The organism is Rhodanobacter sp. FW106-PBR-R2A-1-15, from assembly GCF_058789735.1.
The window spans coordinates 43607-59990 of record NZ_JBYTEM010000021.1 but is presented as its reverse complement, the minus strand read 5'-3'; the positions used below and the strand labels follow the sequence as shown (position 1 = coordinate 59990).

15 protein-coding genes are annotated in these 16384 nt (G+C 65.9%); 8 read left to right on the top strand and 7 right to left on the bottom strand.

Features of this window, described 5'->3' with window-relative positions:
* Positions 1 to 537: 537 nt before the first annotated feature.
* From AC3WTD_RS11955 to AC3WTD_RS11925, 7 genes are all read right to left on the bottom strand, one after another.
* Complete coding sequence (locus AC3WTD_RS11955; protein WP_492613911.1) at positions 538 to 1695, bottom strand: zonular occludens toxin domain-containing protein; 1158 nt, start codon at positions 1693 to 1695, stop codon at positions 538 to 540.
* Positions 1695 to 1949, bottom strand: a complete 255-nt coding sequence (locus AC3WTD_RS11950) for a hypothetical protein (RefSeq protein WP_492613910.1) — start codon at positions 1947 to 1949, stop codon at positions 1695 to 1697. The genes AC3WTD_RS11955 and AC3WTD_RS11950 overlap by 1 nt, the downstream gene beginning before the upstream one ends.
* Before the next feature lie 29 nt (positions 1950 to 1978).
* Positions 1979 to 3367 carry a hypothetical protein gene (locus AC3WTD_RS11945; RefSeq protein ID WP_492613909.1) on the bottom strand — a complete coding sequence of 463 codons (1389 nt, stop codon included), beginning with the start codon at positions 3365 to 3367 and terminating at the stop codon, positions 1979 to 1981.
* Positions 3368 to 3513: 146 nt separating this feature from the next.
* Positions 3514 to 3726, bottom strand: coding sequence for a major capsid protein (locus AC3WTD_RS11940; protein ID WP_492613908.1), 213 nt, complete (start codon positions 3724 to 3726; stop codon positions 3514 to 3516).
* A gap of 317 nt (positions 3727 to 4043) precedes the next feature.
* Positions 4044 to 4325 carry a single-stranded DNA-binding protein gene (locus tag AC3WTD_RS11935; RefSeq protein WP_492613907.1) on the bottom strand — a complete coding sequence of 94 codons (282 nt, stop codon included), beginning with the start codon at positions 4323 to 4325 and terminating at the stop codon, positions 4044 to 4046.
* Positions 4307 to 5296 (bottom strand): replication initiation factor domain-containing protein, encoded by a 990-nt coding sequence (locus AC3WTD_RS11930; protein WP_492613906.1) that lies wholly within the window; start codon positions 5294 to 5296, stop codon positions 4307 to 4309. Before AC3WTD_RS11930 ends, AC3WTD_RS11935 begins: the two co-directional genes overlap by 19 nt.
* A gap of 286 nt (positions 5297 to 5582) precedes the next feature.
* Entirely contained in the window at positions 5583 to 5789 is a 207-nt protein-coding gene (locus tag AC3WTD_RS11925; RefSeq protein WP_492613905.1) for a hypothetical protein, read from the bottom strand.
* A gap of 83 nt (positions 5790 to 5872) precedes the next feature.
* Here AC3WTD_RS11925 and AC3WTD_RS11920 point away from each other — a divergent pair, with 83 nt between their 5' ends.
* From AC3WTD_RS11920 to AC3WTD_RS11885, 8 genes are all read left to right on the top strand, one after another.
* Positions 5873 to 6226: a DUF3693 domain-containing protein gene (locus AC3WTD_RS11920; RefSeq protein WP_492613904.1), complete on the top strand. Its 354-nt coding sequence runs from the start codon at positions 5873 to 5875 to the stop codon at positions 6224 to 6226.
* A 573-nt stretch (positions 6227 to 6799) separates the two neighbouring features.
* Positions 6800 to 7102, top strand: coding sequence for a DUF2933 domain-containing protein (locus AC3WTD_RS11915; RefSeq protein ID WP_492613903.1), 303 nt, complete (start codon positions 6800 to 6802; stop codon positions 7100 to 7102).
* Between the two features lie 238 nt (positions 7103 to 7340).
* Positions 7341 to 9797: a heavy metal translocating P-type ATPase gene (locus AC3WTD_RS11910; RefSeq protein ID WP_492613902.1), complete on the top strand. Its 2457-nt coding sequence runs from the start codon at positions 7341 to 7343 to the stop codon at positions 9795 to 9797.
* Positions 9798 to 9833: 36 nt separating this feature from the next.
* Positions 9834 to 11219, top strand: coding sequence for an MBL fold metallo-hydrolase RNA specificity domain-containing protein (locus AC3WTD_RS11905; protein ID WP_492613901.1), 1386 nt, complete (start codon positions 9834 to 9836; stop codon positions 11217 to 11219).
* A gap of 1 nt (position 11220) precedes the next feature.
* Positions 11221 to 12735 carry a thymidine phosphorylase family protein gene (locus tag AC3WTD_RS11900; protein WP_492613900.1) on the top strand — a complete coding sequence of 505 codons (1515 nt, stop codon included), beginning with the start codon at positions 11221 to 11223 and terminating at the stop codon, positions 12733 to 12735.
* Positions 12732 to 13643: a ribose-phosphate diphosphokinase gene (locus tag AC3WTD_RS11895; protein WP_492613899.1), complete on the top strand. Its 912-nt coding sequence runs from the start codon at positions 12732 to 12734 to the stop codon at positions 13641 to 13643. The genes AC3WTD_RS11900 and AC3WTD_RS11895 overlap by 4 nt, the downstream gene beginning before the upstream one ends.
* Entirely contained in the window at positions 13640 to 14602 is a 963-nt protein-coding gene (locus AC3WTD_RS11890; RefSeq protein WP_492613898.1) for a hypothetical protein, read from the top strand. The genes AC3WTD_RS11895 and AC3WTD_RS11890 overlap by 4 nt, the downstream gene beginning before the upstream one ends.
* Positions 14602 to 16374: a hypothetical protein gene (locus tag AC3WTD_RS11885; protein WP_492613924.1), complete on the top strand. Its 1773-nt coding sequence runs from the start codon at positions 14602 to 14604 to the stop codon at positions 16372 to 16374. Before AC3WTD_RS11890 ends, AC3WTD_RS11885 begins: the two co-directional genes overlap by 1 nt.
* Positions 16375 to 16384 lie beyond the last annotated feature (10 nt).

Below are 16384 nucleotides of genomic sequence, written 5' to 3'. Positions count from 1 at the left end.
GTACCGACGCCGGCCGGCTGGGCGCCTCTCCCTGCCGTTGGCGATCCTCACCGCGGAACGGATTGTAGACGCCATCGGCCAGCACCAGCGCAGCGACCACAATGCCGATGGCTACCTTCGCCCCCTCACTCATCCCTACCCCTCCCTGATTGCGGAGAGATAATACCAAAGGCATGGCCAAACCTACGGTTTGACCACAGGTCACGAGCGGGCCGGGGCACCGAACCCCCTTCCTCCACAGGTTATGACCAAGTGCGGCGCACTTGGTCCCGAATGGCGCGACAGCAACAGCGGTCGGCGGGAAGCGGTACGGGGAAGGATGACCGGCGAGGGAAATGCGGGCCGATTGTCCGGTGCTATTCCAGGTGGAGAACACGACGGCCCTAGTGGACGCGCTCCCGCGCTCGGGCCTGCGGCCCACAGCGGCAGGTTGAATTAATGGGCTTGACAGGAGATTTCGGTACAGTATGAACGTATCATAACAGCAACATGAACCATAGCTGAATGGCACGATTGATGCGTTATTGACACGTCCAATTATTTATGGTTGGAATTCGAACCAAACGGGTCCGGATTCCAGTTGCCATACGTCGGAGGGGTGTAAGGCGTCGCAGTCTGCCGTTCGTGGCCCGTTTCTACGCCGGCCACGGTCGGCGCCCAGCCGGCCGTCGGCGGCGCCTGCGGCTGTACCGACGCCGGCCGGCTGGGCGCCTCTCCCTGCCGTTGGCGATCCTCACCGCGGAACGGATTGTAGACGCCATCGGCCACCATCGAGCGGCAGCGGTCGAGCGGGACCGCGTAACGCGTGCCCTGCTCCGTCATGCACGAGCAGCGGCCATCCTCAACGGCGACGCAGAACAAGCGCGGCTGCGCCTGCACCTGCAGGTTGTCGAACATCGGCGCCGACCACGGCAGGCCGTCGATACGCGGACGCATCCACTTAGCGAAATCGCTGTGCCGCAGTTCGTCAGATTCCGACTTGCCATGTCCGCTGTCCGCAGGTTGCCCAGGTGCATCGGTGACAGGCTTTCCCTGAATCATCGCCACGTTCTTGGCTTGGGCACGACGAACCATGAAAGGCACCGCGACCACCGAGACGGCGGCCACCAGCGCCAGCGCAAGAAAATAATACACCTTGCGCGGAATGCGGACCTTCATGTTGTGGCTGTTGCTCGACTGGTACAAATCGTACACGTGCGCCGGCAACGTACCCACCGACTCGATGCCCGCTTTCTGAACGCGCTCGTTCTCGGGCTTCTCGATGCAGCGGCCCCACGTATATTTCATCGTGACCTTGGTGTTGAACTTGCGCACGGTGTGCACGTGCTGATCAACCAGCCGGCGCACCGTCGGCGAAAGGTCGGCCGGGTGCTGGACGGTCAGAACGAAGTCCATGCCCTCATGCCGCACCTTGCGGATGCGCTTTACCCACTCTTTCGGCTGGCCACGATCCAGCGGCATCAAGTGATCTTCCTGCGCTTCGTCGAGGAAGATCACGGAATCGGTCGGCAGCGCGTCCCACCAGTGTTCGAGCTGTTCCATCGTCAGCTCTTGCGCCATGCCCGGCAGCAAGCCCCGAATGCCCATCTGGTAGCGCGGCCGGTCCGGCTCTTCCTCCTTGTAGCGCACCATCTCCGCGACCATCTGCGCGGTCTTGCCTGCGCCCGGCAGGCCACTGTAGAGCTTGACAGGCATCAGTGCGCCGCCCGCTTCGTGAAGAACGCTTTGGACGCGCTGACAGCAGAACGGCCAATCCACGCGCTCAGAACAATGGTTATCGCTTGATCGATACCGAGGAAGCCAATGTAGTCAACCATCACCCCACCCTGACCCAGTTGCGCCGCCATAGCGGCCCGCACAGGTTCAATCACCAATTTCTGCGACGCCAGACCGACCCCAAGGCCGAGCAGCGCGCGGATGGCAATTTCACCGATCGTTGTGAGCAGCATGCTGCCGATCCAAGCTACGACGACAGGCATTAGCCGACCCCCCCTGCAGTGATGCGCGCGGCTGCGAAAAGCGCGAACGCAATAACAATTGCCTTGATCCAGCCGCCGACTACACAGCCCGCCGAGAACTTGATCGGGAACGAAGCCCCCAAAGGCAGCGGCACAACCATGTCGTGAAGCGGACACGTTGTAGAGAAGCCGAGGCCGGAGGCGTCGTAGTTACCAGCGTTCGCCGCGTCAGCGACCGCGTTGCCGGTGTTCGTGCCGTCGCTCCACACATCGGCCGAGGTGTGCGCCCCGGCCGTCAGGTCCGGCGTCGTACCGTCGCCGGTCAGGTCCTTGTGGACCTGATCGAGTCCGGCTTTCGCGTCGCAACCCGACTTCCACGTCTGCCGCGCAACGCCACACATGACGGCATCGCCGCTGCACACCGGAGGCGTGTTGCAGTTCCCGCCCCCGGCATAGCCGCTGGGTGGCACCGTAGAGCTAGCCGGCGCTGGACCGGAGTCGCCTGCCTGCTGCCCGCTAGTGACCTTCGTGCCCGGCAGGCCATAGGCGTTGACCGTGACCACCATCGCGGCGCCCGTGGTCGGGCTGGCCTGCGTGTACTTGTCCGACCCCTGAATCTGCGTCGCAGGATCCGGGATGATCGCCGGAGGCGGCGACGGAATGACCGCCTGCCCTGCGCACACGGCCGCGCTACCGCTGGCCGTACAGCCGCCCGTGGAGGACGTAGCCGCCGCACCGCTGACGCAGTACTGCTGCCCGCCCGCGCTACCGCAATACTGGTTTGTTCCGGCGTTGTAGCAACTGCTGCCGGAACACACCGACGGCGGCGCCGTGACGTTCGTCGCCGGCAAGGTCGGAATCGGCGGCTGCGGATTCACCGCTGCGCCGGTGCCGTCCTTCCAGCCAGACCCCGTCGCAAGATTACCGGAAGGCGCAACGCTACCGTACGTCTCCCACGTGCCATCGCTGCGCATAGTCGGCATGCCAATGGGCGTGACGCTCATCGCACACTGCACGGTGACACCCGACTGCGGATCGACCACGTTGGCCGGGATCGAATAGCCGGAAAGAATCTTGCCGGTCAGGTAGACATTGGCCGGAGCCACCGTAGAACACGGATTGCCGACCGGAACGGGACCGCTAAACCCCCAGTTACCCCAGTTCGAAGACCACGTACCAGCAGCCGTAGCACCATTGCCCAAGGTGCCGCCCTTGACGACAGCTTGCCCCGGAGACGTAACCACGTTGCAAACTTCGCCCGTAATCGGACCGGGATAGTAATTCGCCAGATGGTAATTCTGGCAAGCCGACATGGCCGAATCGAACGAAGGATTCGAGGACGCGCGCACTGGCGCGGGCACAAGCGCACAAGCCGCAACAACGAGAAGCGACAGCCACAGCGCGCGCATCAATCGTCACTCCGGGCAAAAAAGATCCGCCCGGCGCCAAGCAGCGCGATCAGCACGAAGTAGCCTGAAATATCCATGTCCGCTTTTCGCCCAGGTGGAAGAAAAAAGAGGCGCGGAGGTTGCCCCCCGCGCCCGCCTCACTTGGATCAGCCCGCGCCCTTGATCCACTTGTACAGCTTGATGCCGTAGTGCATCGACAGCACCGCGACACCGATGGCGGCAGCAGCCGTGGTCGCGTCCGTGATGACGGCGACGATGGCCGTGGTGTCAACGGCCGCGTTCGCACCCGTGGCCACAGCCAGAGCCAGCAGGCCGGCGGTGGTGAGCTGGGCGCGCTTGCCCTTGTAAAACTTGTTCATGGCTTCAGTCTCCGACCCGCCGGAGAGAACGAAAGACATAAGCGGTCGCCCAGCAGGTCAGAATCGCGACGCCTATGGCGATGCCGGCAGTGGCATCTAGATCGGGAAACAAGCCTTGCTGCGCCACCCAGTACGGATGGGCGCAAACCCCAGTGGTCGCGTCCACGTCGGCAGAATCGCAGCCTTGTACGAGCGGAACGAACACGGGAACGCCTCACAGCAGAAGGTCAAGATCGCAGGGGAAACAGCGGTTCCCCCTGCACCCCCCGATGTTCAACAGCGAACAGCGGAGGGGCAGAACGGCAGGAAAGCGGGAACTACTTCGACGCAGAGGCCGGACCAGCGGGAAGCGGTTTCAGCTTCACGAACCGCGACAGTTCCAAGTCGCCGTACTTGCCGAGCGAGAAGCACTCGGGATCGAGGTCATAAGCCCCCACCGGATGCACGGGGCCAGAGCCAAGGCCGACGCGAAACGGGAGTTCGTACCCGCCGCCGAGGTCAAGCGCAGCGCGCTGCTCGCGGATGATTTGCGGCTTGCCGTCTTTGCCGTTGAAAGTGCGTTCATGGACAAGCGCGTCCTTTACGTTGATGCGTGGCATAGCTGTTGCCTCACGAGGTTATGGAGTTGATCCGCTGCACCGAGACCCTTGAAACGCGAGGGCAGCGAGTCCCGCGTCAAGTGCTTGCGCAGGTACGCATCGGCGGATTCGCCGAGCGACTGCACCAAGAGATTCAGAGACGGACCGACCTGAGTCCGCATCCATTGAACGAGCGCGTTGGCCGTTGCTTCGACCTTCGCTTTCACGACCACAGCGCGGCGCGCAACATCGACAAGACCGATGCGCTCGCACAACGAATTCAGCCACGCATGCGCGCCCCGGAAGAACTGCAACGGGTGCGCAAGAATGTCGAGCGGTACGCCACGCTTACCTGCCTCATCACCGACATGCTTGCCGTAGAAGCGGTTCTCGTAGCGAAGCCATGGCGACGTTTCGTCGCCCTGCTCGCGCCCCTTCTCGTAGATGCACAGCTGGTTGTGGCCTTTCTTGCCCACGTACAGCGTGCAGCCCTTGCGATGGCCGTGGTCGTCACGAAAATTCGTCAGCGGCGGGCGGCCCGCGCCCTTGAACAGCCCACCACGCGCCTGCTCTGCAAGGTCGCGCAGATCGTCCGCCGACTGGCGGCGCGAGGCGTCGAGGCTCACGCCCTCGAAATCGTCAACCGCAACGTCACACCGGGAAATGCGCGCCGCAAGCACCTGAAGCTGGAACTGCACCAGTGACCACGACTTCACCCAGCGACAGCCAGAGCCAGACAGGTCAACCATCATCGTGTCGCGGTTACCGCCCCACGCGACACGACCGACCATTTCCCCCTCACGATCCATGATGTACGCGCAGTTAGCGTAGAACTGCCAGCCGCGCCCCGTGGGGCGCAGGACACGAAGCATCGCGGCAGAGCCGAACAGGAATTCCCCGAGGAAATCCATGTTCGTCTGCGAACACTCTTCAAGCCGAGCCAGCGGGAACGTGAACGTGAGCCAGTCGATCCCGACTGCAAACCCGGTCACTCCACCCTTTTGGCCCCTGTTAGTACTTGGGCCAACCTCGCCGACCGACCTTTTCCCCGCTCCGGCCGGGGAAAAGTCAAAGGCGGGAGCCGGGCGGCGGCTCACAGCGCGAACCTGCGGCGCATAGCGCGATCAAACCGCCGCCACGAAGGTTGCCGGCGCAGGTAAAGCCAGACGAAGTGCCAAGAACACTCCGCCAGCAACTTGCCTACGAACGCCGCGACAAACACCCACAGACCGAGAAGAAAGGCGACAGCCCGCACCACGTGGAAAAACTCGGCAGGCGTCACAGCCGAACCCCCGAGACCATCGGAGCAATCCGGCACGCAGCGAGGAACGCCCGCGCCCACTGCTGATGCTCCGAGTAGCCCTCACGGTGGCCGAACATAAACGCGGAACCGATGGCGCGACCATCGACGCGAGCCACCTTGCAAGCGGTAACACCGTCTTTGGAGGTTCGCACCTGAATCGGTGCCGGAGTGAAGTCAATCATGGTCAGCTCCCTGTCTGTCCCGTACTGCGGGACACGGGCGCATGTATAGTAGTCCGGGACACCACTGTCAACAGGTACGGGACATGAACGCCGCAATAAAACTGCTTGACAAGTACAAAGAAGTGTGCTCGATAGCGTCCGACAACGCGTGCGCCGGGTCCCTAGGCGTATCGCGTCAGGCCGTCAGCAAATGGCGGACCGGCGAGAACCACCCGGACGCGGACGTCATCGAGAAGATGTGCAACGCGACAGGCGAACCGCTACGGCACTGGCTGCCACTCATCGAAGCAGAACGCGCGCGCTCTCCAGCAGTGCGCAAGGTATGGCTTCGACTGGCCCAAGCTGCCGCGATGATCGCCCTAACCGTGGGCATTGCACCGGCTCACGCCGGGACGGTTTCGGCCCCGCATAATCCGGGCCATGTGTATATTATGTAAAATTAAAGGTAGTGTGGTATCGACTCGGCCGGCGCGTCACGTCCTTCCTGTCTTCTTCCTGTTTTTCATCAAAAACCAAGACATACGCCAGACATGGCGGTCAATCATCTGCACCGTCGCCTTGGGACGAGCCGAGGCTCGGACGTCGGCCCTGCTCGGCCTGTCTACTACCGCACTTGGTCGCACCATTCCCCGAACGTCCCTTGGGATTTGAGGAGGCTCCAACTTTCGAGAAGTTAGGGCCATGAACAACAAGTCGTGCAAGTTTTCCCCTGGGTTCCTGCAGAAAACAGCCAGTCGGCACGCGCATGCTCATCGATACGCTTGCTCGCGTCGTTACTACCAGTATCTCCCTGACGCCGCGGCAGAACAGCGCATGTCTGAGGGCCTGAATCCTTTTTGACCATAGTCAAATGCGTATGCGGCGCAGCGGCTTACCGTGGCATCGTGGAGTCGGAAAGCCGCCAGCACAGTGCGATGCGCAACCGTCATCGCCTGACGTCAGCCCGAGTGACCACTCCTTCCGCCGGGCACGGCGAGCCTGCGGATCAAACGCTGTCATAGGAGGCGCTCATGAAAGCATCTCATACCCCTGCCCCCGGGCCGTCGGCCATCCGGGGACGTTGGGTCTGGTGGATCTTCGCGGCGATCGCCACCTACTATCTGCTGAGCGAGTACCACGCACGTGGTACTGGCTTTACCGGCTGGCTACCGCTTGGCCTGCTTCTGTTATGCCTGCTGATGCACGTTTTCATGCACCGGGGGCATGGGCATGGAGCACACGGCGCACATCGGGACACGCAACACGGTATGCCACCGGGTCCGACGCCCGATTCGCAACCGGCTCGGCACGACCACCAGCCACCGGAGCACTGACATGCCGCATGCGCCGTCCCATGGCTATGGCCTGTGGTTCCTCGTCGCCCCCCATCACCTTGGTGCTGTACCCGATGATGCTCGTCGCCTACGTGCGTCTCGCACGTCGGGAGGAGCGTGACAGCTTCGCTCGCTTCGGCCCGAGGCACGCCGCGTATATGCAGGACGTGCCCGCTTTCCTTCCCCTCCGCTCGCACGCCACACAGACGTCGCATCCCCCGCACTGAAGGAGATTGTCATGACCGGTCAAGACCCCGGGCAACGCGGAAGCGCTGGTGATTTGCATGCGCTTGTTGGTCCCGTCGAAGCGAGCACCCACACTATGGATGCCCACGCGCCCTCCAGCCGCAGTCACGCCTGGCCCATCGGCGGAATGGTGAGTGCTGGCTGCGCCCGCACGCTGGAGCAGACGATTGCCCAGCTGCCGGGTGTGCGTGCGGCCGATGCCAGCTTCGCCGCATCACGGTTGAAGGTCGACTACGACCCGGCGCAGGTAGATGCCAGCCGAATTGCCGAGGCGATCCGGCGCTGTGGCTTCGAGTGCGCCACGAACGGTCACCGTGACGTTGCACATGCGCATGACGGCCACACGCATGCGCACCACCACGCGCACGCGGACGAGACGGGCCGGGAGCAGCCAGCCGCGGGCTCGCATGCCGATCATGCCGCGGATGCAGGCGACGCCCATGCCGGCATGCACCACGGCGGTGACCTGCACGCGGCGGCACGGGACATGCGCCGCCGTTTCCTGGTCGCATTGGCGTTCGCGATCCCGGTATTCCTGTGGTCGCCGATGGGGTTGATGCAACCGCTGCCGGTGCCTTTCGGCCTCGATAAAAACGTCTGGCTGTTCCTGCTCGCCTCGGGTGCGGTGCTGTATCCAGGCTGGCCGTTCTTCACCGCGGCAATCCGCTCGTTGCGCCATGGCGTGCTCGACATGTCCGTACTGGTGCTGCTCAGCGTAGGCACGGGCTACGGGTTCAGCATTGCGTCGACCTTCTTCTTCGAAGGCCCGAACTTCTACGAGGCTTCCGCGGTCCTGCTGACTTTCATCCTGCTGGGCCATTGGCTGGAGATGCGGGCCCGGGCCGGTGCCTCGGATGCGATGAGGGCGCTGCTCAAATTGTCTCCGCCCCGTGCGATCGTCCGGCGCGACGGACAGGATCTCGAGGTGGCCACCGCCGAGGTCCGGGCCGGCGACGTAGTGGTCGTCCGTCCCGGGGCCAAAGTGCCGGTGGATGGGACGGTACTTGAGGGTAGTTCGCAAGTTGACGAGTCCATGCTGACCGGCGAGTCGATGCCGGTTCGCAAGGACCCGGGTGCCACGGTGGTCGGCGGTTCGATCAACAAGAGTGGCGCCTTCGCCTACACCGCCACCAAGGTTGGCGGCGACACGGCGCTGGCGCAGATCATCAAGCTGGTGCAGGACGCGCAGAACTCCAAGGCTCCTGCGCAGTTGCTCGCCGATCGGGCCTCGCAGTGGCTGGTGCTGGCGGCGATCGTGATCGGTGTAGCGACTTTCGTCGTGTGGTACTGGTGGCTGGACCAGTCCGTGCTGTTCGCGCTCACGCTGACCATCACGGTCTTCGTCATCGCCTGCCCCGACGCCCTCGGGCTGGCGACGCCGATGGCGATCATGATCGGCACCGGCCTGGGTGCGCGTCACGGCATCCTGTTCAAGCATGCCGAAGCGATCGAGCTGAGCGCGCGGCTGGACGTGGTGATCTTCGACAAGACCGGTACGCTCACCGTCGGCCAGCCGGAGGTGGTCGACCTGGCGACGGCCCCTGGCTGGACACCCGAACGCCTGCTTGCCGCCGCCGCGGCGGTCGAGGTGCATTCCGAGCACCCGCTTGCCCAGGCCATCCTGAAACGGGCGGGCGCGGTGCCGACGCGCGCGACGGCGTTCACCAACATCGACGGCCAGGGCGCCACCGGCGTGGTCGACGGGGCGCAGGTGCTGCTCGGCAACCGCCTGCTGATGGCCGAACACGGCGTGGACCTGGGTGGACTGGAGGCGGACGCGGCACGACTCACCGGCGCCGGCCGAACGGTGATCTTCGTCGGCGTCGATGGCCAGCTCGCCGGTCTCATCGCGATCGCCGATGCGATCCGCGAGAGTTCGCGCGCAGCCATCGAGGAGCTGCATCGGCGCAACGTCAAGGTCGCGATGATCACCGGCGACAATCGGCCCACCGCCGAGCGCGTGGCCCGCGACCTTGGCATCGACATCGTGCTCGCCGACGTGCTGCCCGCAGGCAAGGCCGACGAGGTGAGAAAGCTGCAGGCGCAGGGCCAGAAGGTCGGCATGGTGGGCGATGGGGTGAACGACGCCCCCGCGCTGACCCAGGCTGAGGTCGGTTTCGCCATCGGCGCCGGCACCGACGTGGCGATCGAAAGTGCCGACATCGTGCTGATGCGCAGCGACCCTTACGATGTAGTTCGCGCGGTCACCATTGCCCGCGCGACCTTGCGCAAGATGCACCAGAACCTGGCCTGGGCGGTCGGCTACAACGTGGTCGCCTTCCCGCTCGCGGCCGGCGTGCTCTACCCGTTCACGCTGTCGCCGGAGATCGCGGCGCTGTCGATGTCCGGCAGCTCGGTGATCGTCGCGGTCAACGCATTGATGCTGCGCCGCGTCCGCCTGGCGCCACGCTCGGGCGACACCTCCCCATCCCAAAAGGCAGCGACCTGATCCAGACCGCCTGCCCTGCACCTTTCCTGGAGCGATATGAACAACGCTACCGATTCCACCTTGCAGTTCCTCGGCGCCGCCGGCACGGTCACCGGCTCGCGTTACCTGATCGAAGCCGGCGGCCATCGCGTGCTGGTCGACTGCGGGCTGTTTCAGGGGTACAAGCAGCTGCGCGAGCGCAACTGGGCGCCGTTTTCGGTCGCGCCGGACTCGATCAATGCAGTCGTGCTCACCCACGCCCACCTGGATCATTCCGGCTATCTGCCGGCGCTGGTCAGACAGGGATTCCGCGGCACGATCCATTGCACCACAGGCAGCGTCGCGCTGTGCGGCCTGCTCCTGCCGGACAGCGGGCACCTGCTGGAGGAGGAGGCGAAATACGCGGCACGCAAGGGCTACTCGAAGCACGCCAAGCCGCTGCCGCTCTACACGAAGGAGGACGCGGAGCGCAGTCTGCGGCAGCTGCACGGCCACGACTACGAGCGGGACGTGGAGGTCGTAGCTGGCATCCGGGCGCGCTTCTACCCCGCGGGGCACATCCTCGGCGCCGCCCATGTCAGCCTCGATGTGCACGGCCTGCGCCTGCACTTCAGCGGCGACCTCGGCCGGCAGCACGAGTCGCTGATGAATCCGCCTACGCCGCTGCCTGCCTGCGACGTACTGGTCTGCGAGTCCACCTACGGCAACCGCGCGCATGTCCCGATCGACCAGGAGGCGGAACTCGCGCCCATCGTGCGGCGGGTCGCCGCACGCGGCGGGGTGATCGTGATCCCGGCCTTCGCGGTGGGTCGCGCCCAGGCGCTGATGTTGCACCTGGCGCGGTTGCGGCAACGAAACGAGATCCCTCCGGTCCCCGTCTTCCTCAACAGCCCCATGGCGGTGAATGCAACGCGCCTTTACCACGAGCACCACGCCGAGCACCACGTATCCGACGAGGACTGCCGCCGCATGTACGAGATCGCCACGTTCGTCAACAGCGTCGAGGAGTCGAAAGCGCTCAACCGCCGGCGCGAGCCGATGATCATCATCTCCGCCAGCGGCATGGCCACCGGTGGGCGCGTGTTGCACCACATCGAAGCGTTCGGCCCCGACGATCGCAATGCGATCGTGCTCTCCGGCTACCAGGCCGGCGGCACCCGCGGCGCGGCGCTCGTTGGCGGTGCGCACACCTTGCGCATGTTTGGCCGGGAAGTGCCAATCCGCGCCGAAGTCATACCGCTGGCCGGGTTCTCCGGGCACGCCGACGCAAACGAACTGCTGGCGTGGATGCGAACCGCGCCATCCGCTCCGGGCATGGTCTACGTTACCCATGGCGAACCGGATGCCTCCGACACCCTTCGCGCGCGCATCGAGCACGAGCTTGGGTGGCATGCGCGCGCACCGGAACACATGGAGCGCGTTTCGCTGGAGGGCGCGAACTGACATGGACGCATCCTCCCCTGCTCGCCTGCGCGTGATCCGTGCCGGCATCGACACCTACCAGCAGCCGGTGGTGTACATGCACAGGGACTGCGAGGTCTGCCGCTCCGAAGGCTTCGCGGCGGTGACCCGCGTGCAGATGGATGTCGGGGGGCGCACGCTGATCGCGACCCTGAACGTCGTGGTCGGCGACCTGGTCACCGTCGACGAAGTGGCCCTGTCGGAGGCCGCCTGGCAGGTCCTGGCTCCCGCTCCCGGCGCGCTGGCCAGCTTCCGCCACCCGGAACCAGCGGCCTCGGCTGGCGCACTGCGGGCCAAGGTGTTCGACGCACGGCTGGATGATGCGCAGTTCCTGGCGCTGATGGAGGACACGGTCGCAAGCCGCCTGTCCGACCTGGAACTGGCAGCGTTCATCACGGCTTGTGCGGGCGAGCGCCTCGACCCGGACGAAACCACCTCGCTGACACGGGCAATGATCGCGGTCGGTCAGCGGCTCGACTGGGGCGGCGGCCTGGTGCTGGACAAGCACTGCGTCGGTGGCTTGCCGGGCAACCGCACGACACCCATCGTGGTGGCGATCGTCGCCGCGCTGGGCTACCGCATCCCGAAGACGTCTTCGCGCGCGATCACTTCCCCTGCGGGCACCGCGGACACCATGGAAGTGATGGCGCCGGTCGCCCTCGACCTGCCGGCCATGCGCCGGGTGGTCGAGCAGGAAGGCGGTTGCATCGTCTGGGGTGGCAACGTGCGCCTGAGTCCTGCCGACGACATCCTGATCCGAGTCGAGCGTCCGTTGGATTTCGACAGCGACGGCCAACTGGTCGCCAGCGTGCTGTCCAAGAAGGTTGCCGCCGGCTCGACCCACATCTTGATCGACATGCCGATCGGACCGACTGCCAAGGTGCGCAGTGACGCCGCGGCCGACAGCCTGGCCGCCCGCCTGGGCAGCACGGCGAGCGCGCTGGGTGTGTCGTTGGGTGTGCATCGCTCCGACGGCACGCAGCCGGTCGGCGTCGGCATCGGCCCGGCGCTGGAAGCACACGACGTGCTCCGCGTGCTGCGCAACGCGCCGGACGCGCCGGCAGACCTGCGCGATCGCGCCATCGCGCTCGCGGGTGCGCTGCTCGACCTCGTGCCCGGCAGCATCACGGGTAGCGGGGAAGCCCGCGCTCACGCGACGTTGCAGTCCGGCCAGGCGTTGGCGAAATTCCTGGCGATCTGCGAGGCGCAGGGAGGCTTCCGCGAACCGCCACGCGCGCCGTACACCGCAGACGTGGCGGCTGGTGCGGACGGCCGGATCGCCGCGATCGATAATCGCCGGCTGGCGCGCATCGCGAAGCTCGCCGGTGCGCCCGTCTCAGCCGCCGCCGGCCTGGAGACTGCATGGCGCGTCGGCGACCTGGTAGCGCGCGGGCAGCCGCTGTTCACCGTGCACGCACAATCGCCCGGGGAACTGGCCTACGCGCTGGAATACGCCGCGTCGACCACCCCGTTCGACATCGTCAGGGAGACGGTATGAACCGGGTACTGATCCCCTTCCCCGCCAATGCCGCACTGGCAGCCACCATCGCGCCGACGCTGCGGGCGCGCCTCGCGCCGCTGGCCTGGCGCCACTTTCCGGATGGCGAGTCGCTGGTCGCGCTCGATGACGACCTGCAGGGCGCCGACGTCGTCCTCCTCGCCAGCCTGCACGATCCGGATTCTCTTGCCCTGCCGCTGCGTTTCGCCGCGCAAACCGCCCGTGAATTCGGCGCGCGCTCGGTCGGACTGGTTGCCCCCTACCTGGGATACATGCGCCAGGACACCCGCTTCCACCGTGGCGAGGCCATCAGCGCGCGGCTGTTCGCGCGTTTCCTTGAGGAAGCCTTCGACTGGCTGGTGACGGTCGATCCCCATCTGCACCGGTATCCGCGACTCGACGCGCTATACCGGATTCCCGTCCGCCAAGTTTCGGCCACGCCGGCCGTGGCAGGCTGGATCGCGCGGGAGGTGCCCGATGCCATGCTGATCGGGCCGGACAGTGAGAGCGAACAATGGGTGGCGGGCATCGCCGCACAGGCCCACCTGCCTTACCAGGTGCTCAGCAAGGAGCGGCATGGCGACTACGACGTACGCGTCAGCCTGCCCGATGCCACTGCCGCGAACGGCCGCACGCCGGTGCTGGTGGACGACATCGTTTCGTCGGGCCATACCATCCTGGAAACGCTCAAGCACCTACAGCGGCTGGGACTGCCAGCGCCGGTGCTGGTCGCCATCCATCCGGTGTTCGCGGGCGACGCCTATGCGCGGTTACAGTCCGCGGGCCTGGTGCGCATCGTCAGCACCGACACCATCGCGCACGCATCCAATACCATTCCCATGGGCGACGCGCTGGCAGTAGCGGTGTCCGAGCTGATGGCGCGGGGTCCGACCCAGGGGGCTCCATGAATTTGCATTTCACTTGTTGCACTGCCGACCAGCTTCCCCCTGCCGACCGCCAGCGCATCGAACAGTTGGCGGCTGCGCATAGGCAGGCCGACGCTGACTTCGCCGACTGGGCCGCAGGCTATGGCGTGCTCCGGCACGACGCACTCACCCAGGTGCGGGTCCGCGAAATGGTGGCCGAACTCGTCGTGCTGGGCCGGCTCGCCGACGCGGCGACGGGTTGGCGCCGGCTCGCAGCCGCCGACCGCCTCGCGAGCGCCGGGATGTGGCTGGTCGTGCATATGACCTACGCTCGCCGCGTGCGCACCGATGGCGGCGCGCTGGAGGCGGACGACTTCAAGGCGACCCCGGAAGGCCACACCGGCGGGTCGCTCAACATGGTGCCGGCGTACACGGCCTATCTGCTGATGGATGCCCTCGATGGCGTGACCCGCGCCTGGATGATGGGCCAGGGATATTGCGTGGCCGCCATCGACGCGCTCAATCTGCTGGTCGGCAACATGACCGACGCGCACGCCGCGCGCTACGACCGCAGCGACGCCGGGCTGAGCCGCTTCGCCAGCGACTTCTACGCCTACACCCTCAATCCGGACGGCACGCAGCGTCGCCGCTCGGTTCGCACGTCAACGCGCACACCGCCGGTGGCGTGCTGGAAGGCGGTTACCTGGGCTTCGCGGAACTGCAGTACGTGCACGCGCCGCTCAAGGGCGAGCGCCTGGTCGCCTTCCTCAGCGGCGGCGCCTTCGAGGAGCAACGCGGCAGCGACTGGGCGCCGCGCTGGTGGCGCGCCGAGGACAGCGGGCTGGTCAGCCCCATCATCATCCTCAACGGCCGCCGTATCGAGCAGCGCAGCCAGCAGGGTGGCGAGCGCTGGCTGGACCGGCACCTGCGCCTTAACGGATTTGATCCGATATCCCTGGACGGCCGTGATCCGGCCAGCATCGCCTGGGGCATCCACGTGATGGAGGCGCGCCTGCAGGCACCCGGCGAGTCCCACGATCGTGGGGTCGTGCTTCCCTACGGCATCGCTGAGACAGTCAAAGGCTACGGGTTCCCCGGCGCGGGGACCAATACCGCGCACAACCTGCCGTTGCCGGGCAACCCGTCGCAGGACGAACCAGCGCGGGCCCTCTTCAACGAGGGCGCGGCGGCGCTGTTCGTGCCCCGGACCGAACTCGATCAGGCTCTCGCCGCCCTCGATACCCACCAGACCCAGCAGCGGGTTCGCGAACGCGACCACGCACTGGCGACGCGCCAAGTTCCGCCACCACGGGTTCCGCCCATCGCGGACCGCGCGCCCGGCGGCACGAGCTCGCCGATGCAGGCGCTGGATGCGCAGTTCACGTCGATCGCCGAAGCCAATCCGCAACTGCGCGTGTGCGTGGGTAATCCCGACGAGCTGCGCAGCAACAAGCTCGACCGCACTCTCGACACCCTCAAGCATCGGGTGCAGGAGCCCGAGCAGGGCGTCGCGGAGTCGACCACCGGCGCGGTCATCACCGCGCTCAACGAAGAAGCGGTGATGTGCGCCGCGCTCGGCAACAAGGGCGGGCTCAACCTAGTCGTCACCTACGAGGCCTTCGCGCCGAAGATGCTCGGCGCGGTGCGCCAGGAACTGATCTTCTCGCGCCATCTCCGTCAGGCCGGGCGTCCACCTGGTTGGCTCGGCGTGCCGCTCGTGTTGACTTCGCACACCTGGGAAAACGCCAAGAACGAGCAATCGCATCAGGATCCCACCATGGCCGAGGCGTTGCTCGGCGAAATGGCGGATGTTTCACGCGTGGTCTTCCCGCCCGACTCGAACGGCGCCGCTGCCGCGCTGGCGCATGCCTATGCGCAGCGGGGTACCGTCACCGCGCTGGTCGTGCCCAAGCGCTCCGTGCCGAACGTGTTGACGCCGGACCAGGCGCACAATTTGGCGGAAGCAGGCGCAGTGCATCTGGCCGGAGATCCACACGGTGCGCAACTGATGCTCGTTGCCACCGGCGCCTACCAGCTACAGGAAATCCTGCGTGCGTATGAACGTCTGTCGGCGCACGATGTGCCGACCACGGTGGTTTACCTCGGGGAGCCAGCACGGTTCCGTGCGCCGCGCGACCCGGATGAATCGACTTACGTGCAGCCTGCCGCCTTCGTCCACGAATTGTTTCCACCCACGATGCCGCGGGTTTTCCTGACCCATACCCGTCCCGAGCCCTTCCTGGGCGTGTTGCGCCCCCTGGATCTTGGCCCGGCGACGACGGTGGCGCTTGGCTTCATCAATTGCGGCGGCACGCTGGATGTGCCCGGCTTGTTGTTCGCCAACCGCAGCACTTGGGCGCATGTGGTCGATGCGGCGGCACGCGTACTTGAGCGCGCCACCGAGGAGTTGCTGACCGTCGACGAACGTACAGCACTGGACGGGCGCGGGAATCCCGCAACGATCATCGCCATCCGGCATGGGGCGTCCGTGACGAGTGCCGATCCGGGCATGGGCAAGCGCATCGACTTGTTGTCGATCGCGGGCGCCGCGCCGGGCGCGCTTTTCGCGCGCGCGCTACTTTCGCTGGCGTATCCGCTGTCAGGAATCGGGCTACTCGTCCAACGCCTCGGCATGCGCGCACGCGATCGTGTAGATTCGCGGGGCGGCCCGCTGCCACTCAGCTGGCGCGTGCTCTATGGCGTGTGCCGGGTCGCCATCGGTGCGCTGCCAGTGGCGGCCACGGTGCAGCAGCTGTCGATTGGGGGGCAGTAATGCAGGGAAC